Source organism: Flectobacillus sp. (assembly GCF_049240685.1).
Taxonomy (GTDB): Bacteria; Bacteroidota; Bacteroidia; order Cytophagales; family Spirosomataceae; genus Flectobacillus.
In genome coordinates this window covers 1-21384 of record NZ_JBMLSD010000437.1, presented here as the reverse complement: position 1 = coordinate 21384, position 21384 = coordinate 1, and the positions used below count along the sequence as shown (strand labels likewise).

Sequence of the window (21384 nt, the reverse complement as noted above, 5' to 3'; positions counted from 1 at the left end):
AAAAAAAGCTGTCCTCAAATGAGAACAGCTTTTACTAATTTCAGACGATTATGCTAAAGTAATTAAGTTTTTGTTACGTTACTTGCCATAGGCTCTAAGCAGTAAGCTAATAAAGTATAAAAGTATTTTAACAAGAATGGTAAGTTAGCGCGCAAAATAAAATTTAATTTTTTAGGCAATAGGCTTTAGGCATTAAGCCTATTGCTGTGCTTGCCGAAGGCCTGAGGCTTACAGCCTAAATCCGATTAGTTAAATTTAATTTTGTGTAATTACTTAACTACCAGTTCTTTATAGTTATTTCATGAAATCCTATTCCAAAGGGTTAAATGTTCCGTTGGTCCAGTCATTCGTTTGCTTCAAAAGAGGGTTATTATTTAATGCTTGAGTTGGTAAAGCAAAGAAATAATACTTTGGAAGGTAATTGATGGCTGGACGGCTCATAAGTCCGTTTGGTGTTAATGTAATTGTAAAATAGTTGGTATAAACATCCTCCAATTTCATACCATCACGAGTAGTTGCAAAGTCAGCAGGTACACCCGTTGTTTTCAATGAAATAACGGCCTTTGTACCTCTTTTCCCATTTAGAGTAGATTCAAGTAATCTCATGCGTCTAAGATCCCAGAAGCGTTTTCCTTCAAAAGCAAACTCAACTTGTCTTTCATCAAGAATCGCGTTCATCATTTCTGATGATGACATATTGGCTTTTAATCCATAGAGATTATCGGAGCCAGCTTCGATGCCTGCGCGTTTACGAACATTGATTACTTGCGTATAGGCTTCGTCTAATTTACCAACTGCAGCGGCAGCTTCGGCGTAATTGAGCATTACTTCCGCAAAACGAATTTCAATCCAGTCTGTTCCTGAGTAAATAGTATTCGATGGATCAAGCGTTGAACCTGCAACATCAGATGTTTGAAGCGCTTTACGACAATAAAAACCTGTATTGCTTACGTTTACTCCACCATTTTCCACGCTTTTTCCAGCAGCTAGATACGTCCAAAGTCTATTATTTGGGACGTTGCTCATTGGCCAAGTACAACCATTATAAGCAATCGTTTTTTCAAAACGAGGGTCACGGTCTTTAAAGAACAATAAATCACTGTAGGTATATTTTGATTCACCTGGTTTTTTGCCATCTTTCATAGGATAAGCTTTAACTAAATCCCAAGAAGGAATATTAGAACCGCCACCTGAAACAGTCGAATATCTTGGTCGGTTGGCAGCTTCCCAGCCACTATTACGTCTTTGCTGGTCGCCCACCGATGTGTTATAGCCTGTCACAAAAACAGCTTCTGTGTTACCAACCTCAGTAAACCAAATTTTTCCATAATCTGTGATAAGTTTTGCTCCACTTGCTGTCAAAATATCGAAAGCAGCTTTATTGGCATCATAAGCTGCTTGCCACTTGCTTGCTTGATTAGTAGGATTAAACTGCGGTGATGCAGCATACAGGAGTATTTTTCCTTTAAGTGCTGCTGCAGCGCCTCTTGTAACCCTACCCCAGTTGGCTGCGGGTGTAATCCAAACAGAGGGCAAATACTTAATGGCAGTATCAAGGTCGGCTGACATTTGCTTGAAGCATTCTGTAGTAGTATTTCTTGGTACAAAGGCTGCTTCAATGGCTTCGGCACCTACTGCATTTTGTGGGGTAGTAATCATTGGAACACCACCATATAACTTTACAAGTTCAAAGTATCTCCACGCTCTGAAGAAGATAGCTTGAGCCACAAGGCGGCTTTTTGCCCCTTTGTCCATCAAATTATCCTTCTCTAAATCGGCGATAAAAGTATTTATCGTTCTGATTTTTCCGTAATTGTTGGTGGCATTTAAGGCTGTACCAAAATCAGTTACATCATTTTCGACTACAGCACCTTCTAAAAACTTATTTTGACTGCTGCCTTGGTTGTATGATTCTTCTGTATAAACACTCCCTCCAATACCAGATACGGCAGTTGCACCACCCCAATCAGGTAAATTTTGATTGTAGATGTAGTTTAGGGCAATATTCGCCAAAACTGAGTCCCCTGCAATAAGCTCTGGAGATGCCGCGTTCAAATCTGTTTTATCTAAAACGCTTTCACAGCTTGCTAATGAGAGCATAGCTCCCAAGGCCGACCATAAGATATATTTCTTTTTCATTTTCTTCGAATTTAAAATTACTTTCTCGTTCTCTACTTCCTTTTATTATAAGTTCAAATTAAGACCAAGAGAGAATGTGCTCAGTGTTGGGTATACATCAAAGGTACTTCCCCAGTATTTGTAGCTATACGGATTGTATAGGTTGAGAGGGTTGGTAGCTGTTAAGTATACTCTGGCACTATTGATATTTAGCTTCTGAGCTAGGGTTTGAGGAATCTCGTAAGAAACATTCAATGTTCTTACTGCTAATGTAAACGAACTAACAAACCAGAAATCTGAATCATAGCCATTTTGAGCTCTGAAAGCTGGAGCAGGGTATTTTGCATTAGGGTTATCTACTGTCCAGTGGTCAACTAAGTGAACAGGCAAATTGGTAATAGCATTAACCTGTGCTGAAGTTCCCCAGCTTCTTGCTCCAGATTCCATGATATCTTGTCCACCAAAAGAACCTCCTAGGTTGAAAGAGAATGATAGTTTTTTGTAAGTAGTGGCAAAATTTAAACCGAAACCGAAGTGATTATCTTTCTTATTGGTCAAGTATTGCAAATCGTTGTCATCAATTTTGCCATCAGCCTCAGCATAAGAGTAATTTCCGTTTGCATCTGGTGTGGCTGATTTCGCTCCTCTTACATCTTGATAGTAAATCATACCCACCTGAGGTTTTTGACCATAGATAGTATAGCTTGGATATTTTTCTAACAAAGCATCTAGGTCAGCTTGGGTACGCAAGATGCCCATTGATTTTAATCCTAAGAAACCCATATCTGTAGAACGTCCGTTTGGATCGCGGTAAGTACCTTTTAAGCCTTGATCATAGTCAACTTTAATTTGCTTGTTGTCACTCCAAGAGAAGAAACCACGTACTTTGTAAGACCAATCCTTATTGATACGGTCTGTCCATCCGAGTGAGATTTCAGTACCAAAAGCTGCGACAGTTCCAAAATTTTGTGAAGGTAAAGCAGCACCAACCGTCAACGGCACAGAGGATGTTAGTGTAGTCAACATGTTGTAACGATAGTCATAAAAACCATCTAGTGTCAAGCTCATGCGATTCCTCAAGAAGGAAGCATCAATACCACCATTTAACTTAGTTGCATCATCCCACTGTAAGTCACGATTAGGCATGGCATTTTTTAATCTGAAAATACCTGCTCTATCTAAGTTACCTCCAAATACTGGGCCGTTACCTGTTTGAATTAGGTTGTAGCTTTGTAACCAGTTGTAGGCTCTTGTGTTATCCATACCAGTTAGACCCACCGAAGCACGGAACTTTAATTGATCTACCCAATGTACATTGTCTTTGAAGAATGGTTCTTCTGAAATTACCCAGCCTAATGAAAGCGAAGGGAATGTTCCCCAACGATTTTCAGGAGCAAAGTTGGTAGACGCATCACGACGTACCGAGAATTCAGCAAGGTACTTGTTGGCATAGTTGTAATTAACACGACCTACAAAAGAAAGACGTCCTGATTCTGATTCTGATTCGCTAATAGTACCAACACCAGCACCCGAAGCTGTTCCTCCTAAAGCATATCCAGCGTTATCTAGTGCGTTATCTACGAGGTTGTCTAAGTATGAGGTGATACCGTCAGAGTAAGCCTCGCCTTGTTCAAATAGACCTAATACAGAGATGGTATGTTTTCCAAAAGTTTTATCATACGTTAAATAACCATTCAATTGATATGAATCTCCATAACTTGGGGCGTAGTAAATACGGTTACTGTTTGATACCGTTGCAATACTTCTCACATCTCCTCCAACAATATGTTTGTTAGCTCCAAGCATCGTAAAGGTATATAGCTTGTAACGTGTACCAAATTCTTTACCAAAAGAATTCTCCATATTTCTGTTGTAGGTAACTCTTGCTTTTAAACCTTTTAAGAATGGTACGTCGTATTCGAGTGAGGCATTGATATTGAGCCCATTGTCGCGCGACATCAAGTAGTTGTTTGATTTTTGTGCTTCAAAAAAATGGAAGTTTTCGTTTGTATTGGCACCACTAATTAATAAACTTACGGGTAATCCATTGTAATAAGCTGGAGTGAATGGAGCTGCATACAAAAGAGACTGGAAATCTTTTTCATTATTCGTTCCACCTTGTTTCAATAAGTAACGGTCTTTTGTAGAAACATCGCCAGAAAGACCTAAGCTAGCTTTTACATTTTTGGATACCTTTACATCTGCGCTGGCACGGAACGACCAACGGTCGAAGTTGATTTTATCAAAATTTCCGTTTTGTTGGTTGTAAGCAACACTGGCAAAGTAGGTGGCTTTCTCGGTACCACCGCTCACGTTTAAGGCATGTCTTGTAGTATATGAAGATTTCCATGCTTGTTCTAACCACGACTGACTGTTGGTTTTGAAATAGTCTAACTCATCTTGACTATATAGCAAGGATGTAATGGTTGTTCCTGTATTATAACTATTACGATAAGTTGCCAATTCATAGCCGTTCATCATATTAGGAAGCTTGGCATCAGAAATACCTATAGAAGTACTGTACGAAAATCTAGGAGCGCCAGTTTTACCTCTTTTTGTAGTAACCACAATTACACCATTGGCACCACGAGCTCCATAGATGGCTGCGGCTGCATCTTTCAAAATAGAGATATTCTCTACTTCGGATTGATCCATTGTATTAAAATCGTCGAAAGAGCGAATAACATTATCTATCACAACTAAAGGTGATAAAGTACCGCCATCTTTTGAAAACATGGAGGGGTTTCGAATAGTAATAGTTGCAGGATCGCCAGGACGAGCGAATCCACCTGATACCCCAACACCGGGTTGTTGTGCAACAAGTGCCGCCGACAAACTACCAACAGGAAGGTCTTCGATGGCCTTCATATCGATTTGAGCAACCGCACCAGTTAGGTGAATTTTCTTTTGCTGACCATAACCCACCACTACTACTTCATCTAAAGACGACGTTTCACTATCTAAAATTACATTAACTATTTTGCGATCTGCTAAAGTTACTTCCTGTGTTTTATAACCAATTGAGCTAATCACTAGCGTTTCTTTTCCTGTAGGAGTGTTAATCGTAAAAGTACCATCCGCTTTAGTGGTTGTACCTAATTTACTGTTTTTAACACGAATGGTAACACCTGCTAATGGTGCTCCATCGCTGTCCTTCACAGTACCTGTTACGGTGTGGTCTGCATTATTTGTTTTAAGTGCTGTACCCATTTTAGGAATCGAAGCATTGGCAGCCTCCAAAAAAGGGGCTCCCGCAATAAACTGGGCTGCTAATAGCAAAGTACAGGTGAGTTTAGAGCCTCTACGTTTGCTTAATTGTGGTTGTAAATGAAATGTCATATTTTTCCTTACATTAAATTGAGTACTAAATAGTGTTTGTACGTTTTCGACTTTCGTTCGAGTTACTGATTTATCATTGTTTATTGTCCAGAGGTCTTGCTTGTTTCTTTTTTGGCCGATTCAGCTGCTTTTATCTTTTTTTCCCATTCTTGCCCTGCTTTTTTCATATCTACACCTTGAGCTGAAAGATAATTGTTGATTTTACCTTTGTATTTGCCAAACCAAGCATGCTTTTTCTCGGATGTTTCGGCATCCATGGCATGTTCTCTTGCTTCTGTCAAATACTCCAAAATTTGTCTCTTTTGGTCTTTGGTCAAATCAGGAAGCATTTCTTGGTAAGCTTTGTACGTGTTGGGTAGTACATTGTAGGTCATACCGTCTTTTACGGCTTCTACTTGCGTTTTGGATAATTCTTTCGAAAGTGCCTTTAAGTACTTTTCATGTAAGGTATTTTGCGCATTTTCTGTTTGTTGCTCAACCTTTTGTGTTTCAATAGCAAGTTGTTCTTTCGTCAAAGCACTCGTATTCTTCAAAGCTAAGATGCTACTCTTTTTTTGTTCATGAATGGTATTCAAATTACGATACTGATTTGCGATTAAGTCTCTTACTTTGCTTGCTTTCTTTTCCTTTTTGATTTCAAGCTTTTGTACAATCTTATCAGCTCTTTCTGTGATTACTTTTGTGTAGGTGCTCTCTTTATCTAAAGCTTCCTGCGAGTTTTGGGCATTCCCTAGCAATACAAATCCTAAAAGCAAATAGGTAATCGAGAGAATTTTGAATTGGAACATTACAAGGTATGTTTATCTGTGATTTTGGTAATTAAAAAATTTTAAGCTGTTATAAAATTTATATATGGTTGTAAATTCTTATCAATGATTACTTGGTATTTAGGGGTATTTCAAATTTTTTTCCTAAAAAAACACTCCATTTTTATCATAATATCATGGAATTATTTTTTGTTGAGATTATACCGTCAATTTTACTGCTAGTAAGTGTTAATATGACACATTGTTTGCTTATTGATAAGAAAAATATTTATGGTTAAGTGATTGTTTTTCAATTGTTTATAATATTTGTTCAGGCCAGACTATGCTAACATTCTACTTTTTTTATATTACATTAGCCATATAATTTGGTAATATTCTTTTATGCGTGTAATGTTGTGTAGTTTCGACGATTCAAATTTCACTATATAAAGTCCTATTTTTATGCATTTTTTTACCAACTTAGTGTACGATATTGTCATATAATAAATTGGAATCATCATATTTGAATATATTGTACAAAAATTTAGAGAGTAGAACGTTTTTTAGAGAAAGTTGAAATAAAAGAATAGTCCTATTTTTTGCTAATAATGAGTTATGAAACCACTTTTTCAAAAAGTTCCTGTTAAGCTGGAAAGCTCCTTTAGTGTACGTCATGATGTGCGTCCTAACTTTGGTGGTATTTGGCATTATCATCCCGAGCTGGAGTTACATTACATAATCAGAGGGGAGGGTGTTCGTTTTATTGGTGATAATATCAGCAACTTTTCGCATGGCGAGATTGTATTGGTCGGTGAAAACTTACCCCATACATGGCGCTGTAAAGAGGAGTATTTTTATCCTGATAATGACCTCGATGTTGAGGCCGTAGTTATACAATTTTTGCCTGATTGTTTAGGAAAATATTTGTTGGGTTTACCAGAAGCATATTTGCTCCCAAAATTGTATGAAAAGGCCAAAAGTGGTATGGTTATTATTGGCGAAACGCGTGAAAAACTGACCGAGCTAATGCTCAAAATAGCCCAAGCCAAAAACTTGGAGCGTATCTCTTTGCTTATTTCTATACTCCACCTCTTAGCCGAAAGTGATGATTTTGAGACTATTGCTGGTGGACAAGCTTTTTACCAATCAAACGAGTCGGATACGCTACGATTGAATAAGGTGTGTAATTATACTTTGATGAATTATAAAAAGGATATCACCCTCGAAGAAATTGCAGCGATTAGTAACTTGAGCGTCACTTCGTTTTGTCGTTACTTTAAGCTCATGACTAAAAAGACCTACTATGATTTTTTGATTGAAATCCGCATTTCGCACGCTTGTAGGGCTTTAGTGGAAGATAAGTTACCCACAGAGGTGATTTGTTTCGATTGTGGATTTAATAATGTATCAAATTTTTATAGACATTTCAAAAAAGTAATGGGTATCACTCCGCTGGAGTACAAGCGGAAATATCATAAGAAATAGCAGATGGCTTTCGGACTATTTCAGATTTGGGATTTCTGATTTCGGAAATAAAGCAAAATACCTTTGTCTTTCATAAAATATAGAAGATTATTCATCCGAAATAGACAGTTTTAGAATCCTTCGTGCAGCACTAACTCACAATTATTCAATCCTCATAGCCCAAAAAAAATCCCCCGCTAGTAAAACTATTGCGGGGGATTCCATCCCAAATTAATTAACAAACTATCTCCTGTAAAGGTATAGTATCTTGTAAGTCCTTGTATGCCAGATACAAAGCCTCAATATCGTTGGCGACTGAAGGGCTTATTTTCCCTACGTTACGTCGTGTAAAGGTCGAAATTGGAAAATTTCTTTTTTGTAAAAATAATTTAGAAACAGATGGGTAAACATGATGCATCACATCCATTTGTTTTACTAAAAAGTCCTGTACTTTTTGGATTTCCTCCGAAAGCTCCGCTTTGTTATAATTGTCACATAACCAAACTATTAGCTCTGGAAAATAATTGCCTTGGATACAGGATAATCCTGCACTTCCTGCTTTTAGTGAATCCACAGCATGAACCATATAAGCATCATAAAGTCCAAAATTTTGCCCTTCTGTAGCTTTGATTTTAGCCTTGATTTGCTCAAGATCCAAGCAGGTATCTTTATGATAAATAACTCTTCCTGTGCGACTTAGCCTCGACAATATATCCGCTGAAACCAATCGCTTGTAAGGCACAGGACATTCGTAAAGCCCTAGGGGAATGTTTTCAGTTAAGTCTAATAAAGGCATCATTTTGTCTTCAAAAACTTCGTCAGATTCCTGAATTTCAGCTATAGCATTAGCCAAAATAATCACAGCATCAGCGCCAGTATCATGTACTTTTTTGACAAAATCTGCTTGTTCTTGAATGCTTTTACCAAAACTTCCTGTGGCTACAACGGGTAATCCAGACGCACTTTTAATGGTCTGCTTGATTACTTGAAGTCGTTCATTTTCAGTGAGTTCAAACATTTCACTCGATAAACAATTGGCAAATAGCCCACTTGCTCCCGCCTCTACGTACAACTCGGTTAGTCGACCAAGACCTTCGAAATCTATTTCACCATTTTCATGGAATGGCGTTAACATTACTGGAATAAACCCTTTTTTGGTAGTAATCATAACTGTAGAGGAAGTGAAAAAGATAAGGTTTTGATTATGAGCTATTTTTAGACATTAACCGAGTAGCAATAACACCCGAAATAAATAGGGTAACTGTACCAATTACAATGCTCATATTTTTATGTAAATGACTTTTTAGTCCATCATATTCCGTTGGTAAAATGTCTGAAAATGTTATCCAACAAATGACTACCAACCCTATTAATGTGGCAATAATGGCCGCTTGATTGGTTGCTTTTTTACTAAATAATCCTAATAAAAATAGCCCTAACATACCTGCGGCAAATAGTCCTGATAGTTGCCACCAGATATCCAAAATACTTTTGACTCCAATCATTGCCATACCCGAAGCGAGTCCTAAAAAGCCAAAAATTACCGTTGACGTATGTAATATACGTAGCCTGTTTTTATCGCTTAAATTTTTGACAAAATACCGTTGGTAGATATCTATCGAAAACACCGTAGCTGAGGCATTCATACCAGAGCTAATGGTACTCATGGCAGCAGACAACAATGCCGAGATAATGAGTCCCATCAATCCTACTGGGATTTTGTGAACCATAAAATGTGGCATGACCTTATCCCCATAATCCTCTACTTTAAGTTGAGCCGCTTGAGCTATTAACTCAGAAGAACTCAGATTAGGAAATTTGGCTTTTACAACTTCTAATTTGAGCTGATTCAATAATTCAGGATGAACCTCATAGTAGGCATATAAACTTGAACCAATAATAAAAAAAAGTAAGGATGCTGGAATATACATCCAAACGCACATCCATAATGATTTTCTGGCTTCGCTTTCTGAGGTGGTGGTGTGATAGCGCTGAATATAATTTTGGTCCATACCAAAATTGTTGAGGTTTATCAAAAATCCATAAAACAAAACCACCCAAAAAGTTGAACTGGTAAAATCCCAATTCATGGAGCCTAGGCTAAATTTATTTTTTAAGTTACCTATTTCGATAACTTGTTTTGAGCCCTCAGGCATATCCTTTACGATGAGAAATAAAATCAATAAAGCACCAAAAGTTTTGATAAATGCCTGTGCTACTTCTGTCCAAATCACAGCCTCTATGCCTCCCAAGACGGTATATACGATGATACAAATACCCATCACCCACATAATCGTTTCCATCGAATAGCCAGTTAGTGCTTGTAAACTGAGTGCTATACCGAAAAAGATAGAACCCATTCGGGCTAGTTGTGTTAGTAAAAAGCACACTACAGCGTACGTTCTTGCCCATGCACCAAACCTTTTTTCGAGATTAGTATAGGCTGAAATTTCACCTGTTCCTCGATAAAATGGTATAAAATATTTGGAAGCTACCCAAGCCGCCAAAGGCATAGACAAACTAAATACAAAAGCATTCCAATTGTCTGAGTAAGCCTTGCCCGGAACACCCAAAAAAGTATTACTACTTAAAAAAGTGGCATAGATGGAGGCACCTATTGCCCAGCCCGGTATACTACCCGATGCCTTGGTAAATTGTTCTGCGTTTTGGTTCTTTTTCGAAAAATGGTATCCTACTGCTATCATTCCCAATAAATAGATGATAATCAGAGAGATATCCACAAGCGGTAAGCTTTGGTGGTTCATAGTGTATTGAGATTATTTTCATAAAGTTAAAAGGTCTCACTATGTCACTAACGCTCCACGCTTCTTTTTCTCAAACTTCCCTTGGAGGCTGATACAAAATTATAGTACTTTATCTAGTAAAATTTATAGTATTTTTATATTAAATTGTACAATATTATCATAAATACTATTGGATGTCCAAGGCGTCTAAGTGTAGTTCTCCAACTTGATCTAATTCTAGTACTACATGATATTTTCCTGCATTAATCATCGTACCTGTTGTGGTACTTACGTAGTTCCACTTGCCTGCTTTGGTTGGTACTAATGCAATCGTTTCTTTGCTCTTGATTATGGTGCCATCTACCAGACTAATGCTTAGTTTGCCATAGACAGTTTCCGAGCTAGGATTATGATATTTGATGGTTAATGAATACGTATCTGCGACTCCCGTAGAGATAGTCCATTGAATTGCATTTTGCCCTTTTTTGACAATACTCATACGTTCTTTGCCTAAGAAAGCCATTTTTTGAATCCCCTCTCCTATTCCTTTGGCTTCGGCAGCCTTGTAGGTTGTAGTAGTTTTTAAATCAAAAGGTGGTTGCAAACTACTTGCTGGCAAGGCAAAAACAAGTGCTTCTGCCTCAAACGTGTTGAAATCTAATCCCACTTCTGTGTTGGCTTGAACTCTTTTCTTAAAAACTCGATATACTTTTTGGGTACTTTGAATATAACTTTGGGTATTTTCAAATGCCTCTAAAGCCTTTGGTAAGGCCTTCGAAGAATCTATTCCGACATAAATATCTCCTATTTCATTCAGAGCAAGTTTGTACAATTTTTCATTTTTTTCAGAAAATAGATATTCTGCTCCGTATATTACGGCTGGCAAGCTCACATAGTTTTCTTGTGAATCCTTAAAAAGTGCTTTGCCTGTATCTAGCCAAGTTTTGATTGTTTTTGTTGATGTAATCAGGGTGTTTGAACTTGCGATAAATGTATTTTTCTTCTCAGTACTAGCAATAGCAATAGCCGAAATAATGGCTTGTCCCGAGGCTATTTGAGGGAAAGAAATGCTTAATTTTCCTCCTTTTACCTGAAAAGGGATAGTCTTTTTCAATACGGCATCATGCCCAGCTTCTTTCCATATATCCAAATTTTTGAGCACAGTTTTTCCATTAAATGCCACATCAAACAAACGCCAACCCGAATAGTCGTATCCCCCGCCTGTGCCATGCCAAGGCTCGATAAAATATAATTCTACCTCGTATTGACCATCAGGGAGTGCAAATTGATACGAAAGTTTATCTCGTCCATATCTAAAACTCTGAAACAGTTCATCGTCGGTGGTATTTTTAATTGGGTCAAATGTTCTCCTTTGACTTGCATAAGCTTTGGGAATACCTTCAAAATCATTTGCCCATGAAAGATATCCCCATTGATTTTGAGGTGTTTTTGCTTGGTCTGCCAGCCATAAGGATTTGTTTTTGTCTGTATAGGAATCGCCCCCACAATTGACACGATAGACGTAGTGCTTTTGTGGGCTATTGATTACAAGATTTTGTGTTTGTTGTTTTTGGGCAGACCAAGCAGGTGCTATTGGGAAATGATGCAATTGCACTATATCTTCTGCCACTTTTTTTCCATTTATGTAGCCTTTGGCAATTAGCACATCGTATTGAATCGTAACATTGTTCCAAGTAAATACGCTCTCTTTCCCTCTTTTTAGTTTTCCTAGAGAAACATTTAGGTCATTAAGTAATTCGACTTCCTCACAATTGGAGTAGACTTTTATCCCTGATTTTATGCCCGTTTGAGTCCAACGGTCTGGCCAAGTGTGAGAAACAATATAGACCATCGGCTGGGTTTTGGCTGGGGCATAAGTTGCTCTAAATAAATAGAATATATCGGCAGGCTCTTCCCAAGGCGTCAATAAACCCTTGTAATTTACGGGACCAATTCTGTCTAATTCGCGCAATGCTTCGCCACTTTGGACCCGTCCTGGGTTATCGTGAGACGTTAATAGCCAGAAGAAATGTCCAACAGAGTTTTGTTTGGCTGCTTCGGCTAAGCGAAGTTTTAGTTGCATTAGTTCTCCAATGGCTTCTTCGCTAAACGTACCTGCTACGGGTTTTTCTTGGTGTAAGTCTACCGTTCTCCAAGCGCCATATTCTCCTACAAGTACTTGTCTTTCAAGGTCTTCTGAGTATTTTGCTGGGTCACCACCATAAGTGCCTGTCCAGTTTTGAGGAACATCCCAGTCGGTGCCTTTGCCCCCGTTGCAGGTGGTTACCAAGCGCTGTGTAGAAGCTGTTGGGTCGAGTTCACGAATAATTTGGGTACATTCTTTGGCAAAATCTTCGGGAAGGGTACTTTCATTTTCGAGTCCCCAAAGTATAATGGAAGGACTGTTTCTGCGCTCTTTTATCCAGTCTTTTAAAAGTGTCTTAAAATTTTCTCGAAAAGCTGGCGTGTCATACCAAATATGTGCTGCCATTTGTGGCCACCATAGAATCCCATCTTTATCCCAATATTCTTGGTAGCGCAAATTATGTGGCTGATGTGCGTCACGAAAGGCGTTGAAGCCAGCCGCTTTTACCATGCCAACTCTAGTCTTGATTTGCTCTGGACTGAAAGCATGGCTATTGCCCAAAAGATGCTCGTATTCGGCTATGCCATTGATAAAGAATGGTTTATTGTTTACTAGTAATTGCTTTTGTCCGTTTGATTTTTTTAGCCATTTGATTGAACGAATACCATAGGCTGTTTTTTGAACATCGACAAGTTTACCTTTCTCATAGACTTTGGTTATTATCTGATACAAATAGGGCTGTTCTGGCGACCAAAGTTTAGGATTGGAAATACTAGGGAAGGCAATAGGAATATTCTGTGTAGTTTTTTCTGAAAGATAAATCGTGTTATTGTTGCTAAAAATCAGTTGATTATCTTGATTTCGTAATTCATGAACGACTTTGATCGCTGATTGTTTATTACTGAGATTTTGTATTTCGACAGAACCATATAGTTGTGCTTTTTGTGCAGATACGGTGGTATCATTCCAAATATGAATACCAAAAGGAGCGATGCGAATAGGCTCGGTAATCAATAAATGTACTGGGCGAAAAATCCCCATGGGTTGTGAGCCTTCAGAAAAACCTCGTTCGGTGCTGCATCCACCACAAACCCAAGGTAAATCTTGAATTTCCGCAGGATGGTCGGCACGAACTGCCAAAATATTTTCTTGATTATTGAGTAAAATATAGTTCGAGGCATCTAATTGAAAGGTGGTGCGGCCACCAGCGTGCGTTCCCAATAATTTACCATTGAGCCAAATAGTTGCATAAGATCCAACTCCTTCAAAATAAAGAAAATAGCGTTTGTTTTTATTAGTAGAGTTGACAGTAAAACTTTTCCTATACCATGCATAGCCATGTTTGTTGCCATGTGTCAAACGGCGGTAACCCTCATATTGGTCCCAGTTGTGCGGTACTTGTACAGATTTCCATGATTGGGTTGAAAATGTACTTTTTTCAAATCCATCATACGCATGAATGTTTGATTCATGAACGGTGGTTAGCCAGTTGTCATTGAGGGAAATATCTTGTCTTTGTGCTTTTGCAGAAAATAAGAATCCTAAAAAGAGTATCAAGATTGTACAATACCTTCTTCTGGTGAACATAGGTAAATATCGGTAAAATGAATTTTATCAGAATTATTGTACAAAAATAGGTAGGCAAAAGCGATGTTTTCGGTAAGATTTTTTCAAAGTATTGTACAAAATTAACACGAGATACCTTTGAGGAAATATCTCGTGTTGACAGGAACTTCTTGAAGTAAGTAATCAAGCAAAAAAAGATTTAAGTTATGTGTTTAGGGACAAGGCAACAGGCACAGAGTGTTAAAAATGTATTTAAAAACCACAGACCTGCATTTTTCCAAAGCCCATTTACCAGTTCAAGACTTAGTCTTGGACTCATTTTTAAAACAGTTTAAAACTGTTTTAAAAAAATCAGTGAAAAAGTCGATATTCCTGTATCAGACTTTCTCATTTTGTCCAGTAATCAGACTGTTAACTAACAACGTTTCCCTACTTATTGACTAGAAAAGTTTAAAATTTGATGAGGTAGGGCTTATTAGACTGTAGCTTGAGGGTATGTACCACCTGATTAATTCTTATTTTGCAGGTAGTAGTCTCTCTACTTGTCATACTCAATTCTGTGATTTTGCCATTTTTCCAAGCATAGCTCAAGATATACCCTCCCCTAGCCTGAATTCCTTTTACCTTACCCTCTGACCAATCTTTTGGTAAAGCAGGTAATAACTCAATAATATCTGTTTGACTTTGGATAAGCATTTCGGCAATACCCGCCGCACCTCCAAAATTGCCATCTATTTGGAATGGCGGATGGGCATCGAATAGGTTTAGGTATGAACCGCCTGCACTTGTGGCAGGTCTGAGCAACATTTTGACTAATTGTAATGCGTGCTCGCCCTCATGAAATCTTGCCCAGAAATTAATTTTCCAAGCCAAACTCCAGCCAGTACCTTCGTCGCCACGATAAATAAGTGATTGTCGAGCGGCTTTCATCATCGTCGAATCGATGTCCCAGCCAATATCATGCCCTGGGTGAACGCCCCAAAGATGCGATACATGTCGGTGATTATTTTTGTGGTCATCCAAATCTTGTAACCATTCCTGCAATTGTCCATGCTTACCAATTTGATTTGGCGCAATCTGCTTGTATTGTTGATTAAGCGTGTCTGCAAAGGCTTTATCTATTCCTAAAACCTGAGAAGCTTTAATGGTATTTTTATATAATTCTCTGATAATCTGATGATCCATTGTCGGTCCAGCTACTAGTCCACCTTGTTCTGGTGAATTAGAAGGCGTACTGATAAGCCAACCTGTTTTAGGATCTTTTACCAAAAAATCCACAAAAAATTCTGAAGCTGATTTCATGATAGGATAAGCCGTTTTTCGTAAAAACTCTTTATCCTGTGTGTACTGATAATGTTCCCACAAATGCTGACTTAGCCAACCAGCACCACTCACCCAAATACCATGGTTTGAGGCGTTGATTGGGGCTGTTCCTCGCCACAAATCCGTATTGTGATGAACTACCCAACCACGGGCATTATAGTAATTTTTTGCCGTAATTTTACCAGTTTTATACAAATCTGTAATCATTTGTATAAGAGGCTGTTGTGTAGGAATAAGGTTCAAAACTCCCGCTGGCCAATAGTTCATTTCGGCATTGATATTGGTGGTGTACTTGCTTCCCCAAGGTGGGGCCAACAAATCATTCCAAATACCCTGTAAATTAGAGGGTTGTGTATTGGGAAGAGAGGCTGAAATCAACAAATAGCGTCCATATTGAACATACAATGCGGCAAATGAAGGATCATTTTCTTTACCAAAATTTGCTAAACGAACATCCGTAGGTAGATGACTTTTGGAATCCTGACCTAACTCGATGGCAAAACGTTTGTAATATTTTTGATATTCTGATAAATGCGCCTTTCGAATTTGCTCGTAAGATATTCCTTTTAGTTTGCTAAAAACTTCCTCACAACGCTTTTGAGGGTTTCCCGAAATATTTTGATAATTGACAAAATTAGTAGCGGCGGTCAGGTAAAAAATTACTTCATCGGCTCCTTTAATCTCGATTTTCCCAGCATTCTCTTCTAAAGAGCCATTTTTTTGTTGGATTTGTAAATAGGCTTTTCCAAACAATCCGCCATTTCGAACTTTTACCGACAACTCCCACGTATTATTTCCGAGAGATTTAAAGCTATAATTTTTGTGTGGACTTGTTAAAAAACTCTCTAAGTTGATTTGATGAGTTTTATTGGCTGTCAAACGAATGGCCAATACTTGATGAGGCTGACTAACAAAGTATTCTCTTTTGAAAACAACATTATCAACCGTATATTCTGTTTGAGATTCGGCAGTTGCTAAATTAAGAGAGCGACGATATTTTTGATATTCTTTTCCATGCAGAAAATTGATATACAAATCGCCAAATGGTTGGTAATCAGCTTGATATTTGCCTACTGCTGGCGTTTCATCGCTTTGGATAAAGTATTTCCATTGACCATTCAACGAGATTTTTTTATCCTCCTGACCCACAGGATATAAGCCAATATGACGAGAGGTATCTTTGTAGCCTGCAATACCTCCTTTATCGGAAAAGTTCAATACTTGTATCGCTATTAAGTTTTTTCCTACGTGTAAAGTATTGGCAGGAATTTGATATTTACGCCCTTCAGTATGCTGTGAACTACCAATCAATTTTCCATTGATATAGGTATAGTCATAATCTCGGATGCGATTCAAATCTAATACGAGCGTTTGGTTTTCCCAACCTGCTGGAATATCAATGGTTGTTCTGAACCAAACAGCTCCGTCTAAGCCTTCATATCCAACAGCTTCCCAGCCTTCATAGGATGGTACGGTCATGGTTTTCCAAGATGAGTCATCAAAGTTTATTTGTGAAGGATTTCCAGATATTCCTTTCAAAGCCAACATATCTGCAATCCAAATTTCTCGTTTGCCTTCATGGCTTTTGAGCCCCATAAATTGCTTTTCGGCTAATGCCTCAGCTTCTTTTTGTTTTCCTTCTTGCAATAACTGACGAATTTGCCCCAAATATTGATAGGCATCTTTTCGATTATACTCACGAGGTTCTCCTGTCCAAAGCGTTTCTTCATTGAATTGAATATGTTCTTGGGAAGGATTTCCAAAAACCATTGCACCAATGCGTCCATTTCCCAATGGTAAAGCATCCGTCCATTTCTGGGCTGGTTTATCATACCATAGTTGATAATTTTGAGCACTAAGAATATGGGTAAAAATTAAACCCAAAAGCACGAAAGATAGCTTTTTCATAAGCTTTAAGTTTAGAGAATTGATTATAGTATTACTTTTTCTTTCTATCCTCAAACCAACCTTTTAGTAATAAATTTTTATCACAGTTAGGTGCTGGAAAAAATAAACTAGCCACATATCCTACCACAATCACAATCAGGTGACTGTATACCCCCAACATAAGTTTATGGTGTGGGAAATTATACGCTCCTAGGTCTAATAATAGCGATTTTTGGTCGCCTAATCCGATTTGAGTTGATGTCAAAAAAGCATAGGCAGTAAAAAGAATACAGACAAAAATACCAATATTTACGCCTTGTGTATTGGCACGACTGCTGAGCAAGCCCAACAAGAAAATACCAACAATACCTCCTGAGAATATGGCATACAATGTGAATACAATTCCAAGTACTCCTTCGCTACCAGTGCTTAAGTACAGCGCACCGATAAGTAGGGTGATTACTCCTGAAAGAACAACAATCCATTTACTGGCTTTCAGATAACTTTCATCGCTTTGGTTGGGACGCAATACTTTGTAATAATCTTCTACGCCTACTGCAGCCAATGAATTGAGGTCGGCACTTAAGCTACAAATCGCCGCCGATATTAAAGCAGAAAGTATAAAACCTACTACACCAGTTGGTAATTGGGTCATCATGAAGTATGGAAAAACGGCATCGGCTTGTATCTTTTCAGGAAGTGGATTTTGTTGGTAAAATACAAAAAGTAGCGTTCCGATAAACATAAACATCATCCAAACAGGTACGGTTAAGAAAATACCCATAAGTGAGGCTCTGATAGCTTGACGGTCTGTTTTGGCGGTTAAATATCGCTGAACAACAGTTTGGTCTGTTCCATATTTTTGGATAGCATAAAAACTACCATTGATGACCATCACGATAAAAGTCAATTTGCTTAAATCTAACTCATAAGGGCCAAAGCCTGTATGACCTTTGCTAGAGGCGATTTGCCATGCCTCCGAAAAACCGCCTTTGATAGAATATAATAAAACTACCAAACAGGTAATACCACTAGCCAGCAACATAAAACCTTGGAATACATCGAGCCAAATAACGGCCTCGATACCACCTTTAAGATTGACCAAAATGATAATTCCCCCAATCACCAACATGATTAACAAAGGCGATTGTCCAGTAAGATTACCCAATGCAATTGCCATCAGGAATAATACCGTTCCCATACCCGAAAATTGACGGAGAATAAAAGAAGAAGAGCTATAATAGCGAGCAAAGCGCCCAAAACGTTTTTCGAAGTATTCGTAGGTACTGAGTCCTATGACTTTTCTGAAAATAGGTACAATAAACCATATCGTTCCCAACAAAACAATGGGCACCATTAAGCCTTGTACCAATAAAATCCAGTTGGAAGAATAGCCTTCGCCGGGGTATCCCAAAAAAGTTACACTACTGATAAGTGTGGCCAACAAGGACATGCCAATGGCCCAAGAAGGTACTTTACCTTTAGCAAGAAAATAATTTTGAGTTGTTTTTTGTTTGTTGGCGAAAATAAAACCGAAGTATAACGTCAATACTAAAAAAAACAAAATAATGCCATAGTCAATGGCATGTAATGTATGGTTCATTGGTTGGTGGTAATGTTTTCTACAGTTGAGCATACGTCACGGCTTGTGGCCATGCGTAACTTCCTGGTTTGAGTGTTAAATAGGTACTCGGACGTTCGAGGCTTTGCATACGAATTACCCCTTGAGCAAATTCTTCGGTAGGAAGAAAGTTTTGTAAAGGAATTTCTGCCAAAATAGCGGCTGACGTAGCACCTCCTTCGATGAGTATTTCTGCTAAATGCACTTGATTCAATACTTTTTTGACAACTTTAGCCATTAATTTAGCCAATTCAGCGGGTGTTATTTTGGTCGTATCCAACTGTTTTTCAATAGCAATAATGACTACCTGATGTTGACCAAAGCATTGAATGATTTCGCTTGCCCAACGATTTAACGATTGGTTAAATTCTTCTGAGTCAATGGGCTGTCTGACTAATTCATGAGGTAAATAGCAAACACCTCCCGTATGACTGGCATGGTTTTGTATTTTTTCTACACTATCACTAAAAGTCGTTCCACTGACGTACAGACAATTATTGACTGTTTGTTGATGAGAAAAGATTTTTTCCACAGGATTATACCCTAAATTTGACAAAATTGAGGCAAAGAACTCCGCTCCGCCGACCAATAGGTCAATTTTTGCCCATTGTGATGCCCATTTTGTCAAATCTTCTTTCTGTGCAACTTCAGCGATTATTATTCCTTGTAATGGTAAAATTGGTTGTGCCAATACGCGAACTTGATCAGTAGGTTTGGCACGAAGCATATTAATTACCTCGCTATCCTGAATCGGAAATTCAGGGTCATGAGCAAAAGCGGTTTCATGCGCTAATTTATCACCTACATAATATTTCCCATCCTGTATTCTTCGCCCCATGGATGGATTTGTAGGAATAATTAGACAATTTTTTTTACTAAAAACCTGTTGAATCGCCTTAATTTCAGCCAAAACATGACCGCGTAGGACAGAATCAATCTTTTTATAAATCAAACTTGGCTTATACTGTTGACTGCTTTTAATCAGATACTCAACTTTGGCAACCGCTTGATTTTCAGTTAGAGAACGTGTATCTGCCGAAATGACCAATAAATCCTCTGTTACTTCTTGAATAATTTCTGTACAAACTCTTACCTTGAGCCCATATCTCAATCCAATTCCAGCTATTTCGGCAGCACCAGTGAGGTCGTCAGCAATGACAAGAATCATAATTAGAAAATTAGAATTGTACGAAGGATTTCTTACTATTTCAGATTTAGGATTTCGGAAAAAAAGTAAAATACCTTTATTTTTTACTTTACTTCCGAAATAGATAGTTCTTACAATCTTTCGTACAATAAATACTATTAGAAAATGAATAAAAGTGGTAAATGGACTGAGGAAAGAACTTTGTGCCTTTGTCCCTTATTTATTACCTATTCTTACTCAATTGAATAGCACTTTCGATAGCCAAAGTCATAGCGTCAGGACTGGCGATGCCTTTTCCTGCAATTTCAAAAGCCGTTCCATGGTCTACCGATGTACGGATAATGGGTAAACCTAGCGTAATGTTTACGCCTTTTACGCTATCCATTTGACCTTTTTCGGCATTCCATCTAAAACCAGTAAGTTTGAAAGGAATATGTCCTTGGTCGTGGTACATCGCTACTACCCCACCATAATAACCAGTTGCAGCTTTGGCAAACAAGGTATCTGGCGGAACAGGTCCTTCTACTTCGTATCCTAAACTCAAAGCTTCTTCTACTGCTGGGGCAATGTCTTCAGCTTCTTCTGTACCGAACAGACCTGAGTCGCCCGCATGCGGATTTAGCCCTGCAATACCAATACGCATATTGGTTTCGCCCAAACGTTTCATGCCTGTATGTAGCAATTCTGTTACTTGTAGAATACGTTCTTTTTTTACTAAATCACAAGCTTGGCGCAAGGATACGTGCGTGGATACGTGGATTACTTTTAGTTTATCCTCTACCAAAAGCATGGCATATTTTTTTGTATTGGTGTAATGCGCATAAATTTCGGTATGTCCCGCAAAGTGATGACCTGCCTCGTTGATAGACTTTTTGTTGATAGGACCAGTTACGGTTGCGTCAATTTCATTGGCCAAGGCTAGTTCAATAACCGTTTTTACCGCTTGAAAAGAGGCCTCTCCGCACATGGCTGATATTTCGCCAAAGCGCAAAGTTTCCATATCCACATTGTCCAAGTCATAAACATCAATTTGTCCAAATTGGAACTGCGCCTCTTTTACTGATTTAATAGGATTAATCGTAGCTTCGAGACCTAATAAATTGATGATATGACTAAAAACATTGGCGCTACCTACCAACAATGGGCGACAAGTTTGATAAATACTCTGATCTAATAAGGCTTTTATAGCGATTTCGGGGCCAATACTGGCTGGATCCCCCATGGTGATTCCGATAATTGGTAATGCTGACATAAGTACTAATGCAGAATTTTTAATGTTGAATTGTGATTTAAGTTAGTACACCAGATAAAGTTTAAGATTGTGCTTTAAGCTTTCAGGTATC

The 21384-nt window shown here is 38.3% G+C and carries 11 protein-coding genes; 1 reads left to right on the top strand and 10 read right to left on the bottom strand.

Annotation, left to right across the window (positions count from 1 at the left end):
* Positions 1–309 precede the first annotated feature (309 nt).
* The 3 genes from ACOVQ4_RS20055 to ACOVQ4_RS20045 form a co-directional block, all read right to left on the bottom strand.
* Positions 310–2139, bottom strand: coding sequence for a RagB/SusD family nutrient uptake outer membrane protein (locus tag ACOVQ4_RS20055; protein ID WP_421822384.1), 1830 nt, complete (start codon positions 2137–2139; stop codon positions 310–312).
* Between the two features lie 45 nt (positions 2140–2184).
* The gene (locus ACOVQ4_RS20050; RefSeq protein ID WP_421822383.1) at positions 2185–5457 is read right to left on the bottom strand and encodes a SusC/RagA family TonB-linked outer membrane protein; all 3273 of its coding nucleotides are present in this window, start codon (positions 5455–5457) and stop codon (positions 2185–2187) included.
* An 80-nt stretch (positions 5458–5537) separates the two neighbouring features.
* Complete coding sequence (locus tag ACOVQ4_RS20045) at positions 5538–6245, bottom strand: DUF3826 domain-containing protein (protein WP_421822382.1); 708 nt, start codon at positions 6243–6245, stop codon at positions 5538–5540.
* A 573-nt stretch (positions 6246–6818) separates the two neighbouring features.
* Here ACOVQ4_RS20045 and ACOVQ4_RS20040 point away from each other — a divergent pair.
* A complete protein-coding gene (locus tag ACOVQ4_RS20040; RefSeq protein ID WP_421822381.1) occupies positions 6819–7688 on the top strand; it encodes an AraC family transcriptional regulator in 870 nt (289 codons plus the stop codon).
* Between the two features lie 214 nt (positions 7689–7902).
* Here ACOVQ4_RS20040 and ACOVQ4_RS20035 read toward each other — a convergent pair whose 3' ends face one another.
* From ACOVQ4_RS20035 to pdxA, 7 genes are all read right to left on the bottom strand, one after another.
* Positions 7903–8835, bottom strand: coding sequence for a dihydrodipicolinate synthase family protein (locus ACOVQ4_RS20035; RefSeq protein ID WP_421822380.1), 933 nt, complete (start codon positions 8833–8835; stop codon positions 7903–7905).
* 34 nt (positions 8836–8869) lie between these two features.
* Positions 8870–10432 carry a sodium:solute symporter gene (locus ACOVQ4_RS20030; protein ID WP_421822379.1) on the bottom strand — a complete coding sequence of 521 codons (1563 nt, stop codon included), beginning with the start codon at positions 10430–10432 and terminating at the stop codon, positions 8870–8872.
* A 166-nt stretch (positions 10433–10598) separates the two neighbouring features.
* Entirely contained in the window at positions 10599–14084 is a 3486-nt protein-coding gene (locus ACOVQ4_RS20025) for a malectin domain-containing carbohydrate-binding protein (protein ID WP_421822378.1), read from the bottom strand.
* Between the two features lie 429 nt (positions 14085–14513).
* Positions 14514–17294, bottom strand: a complete 2781-nt coding sequence (locus tag ACOVQ4_RS20020; protein ID WP_421822377.1) for a glycosyl hydrolase family 95 catalytic domain-containing protein — start codon at positions 17292–17294, stop codon at positions 14514–14516.
* Positions 17295–17325: 31 nt separating this feature from the next.
* Entirely contained in the window at positions 17326–18876 is a 1551-nt protein-coding gene (locus ACOVQ4_RS20015) for a sodium:solute symporter (RefSeq protein WP_421822376.1), read from the bottom strand.
* A 19-nt stretch (positions 18877–18895) separates the two neighbouring features.
* Complete coding sequence (locus ACOVQ4_RS20010; RefSeq protein WP_421822375.1) at positions 18896–20062, bottom strand: four-carbon acid sugar kinase family protein; 1167 nt, start codon at positions 20060–20062, stop codon at positions 18896–18898.
* 202 nt (positions 20063–20264) lie between these two features.
* On the bottom strand, positions 20265–21293 hold the full coding sequence (gene pdxA, locus ACOVQ4_RS20005; RefSeq protein WP_421822374.1) for a 4-hydroxythreonine-4-phosphate dehydrogenase PdxA: 1029 nt from the start codon (positions 21291–21293) through the stop codon (positions 20265–20267).
* Positions 21294–21384 lie beyond the last annotated feature (91 nt).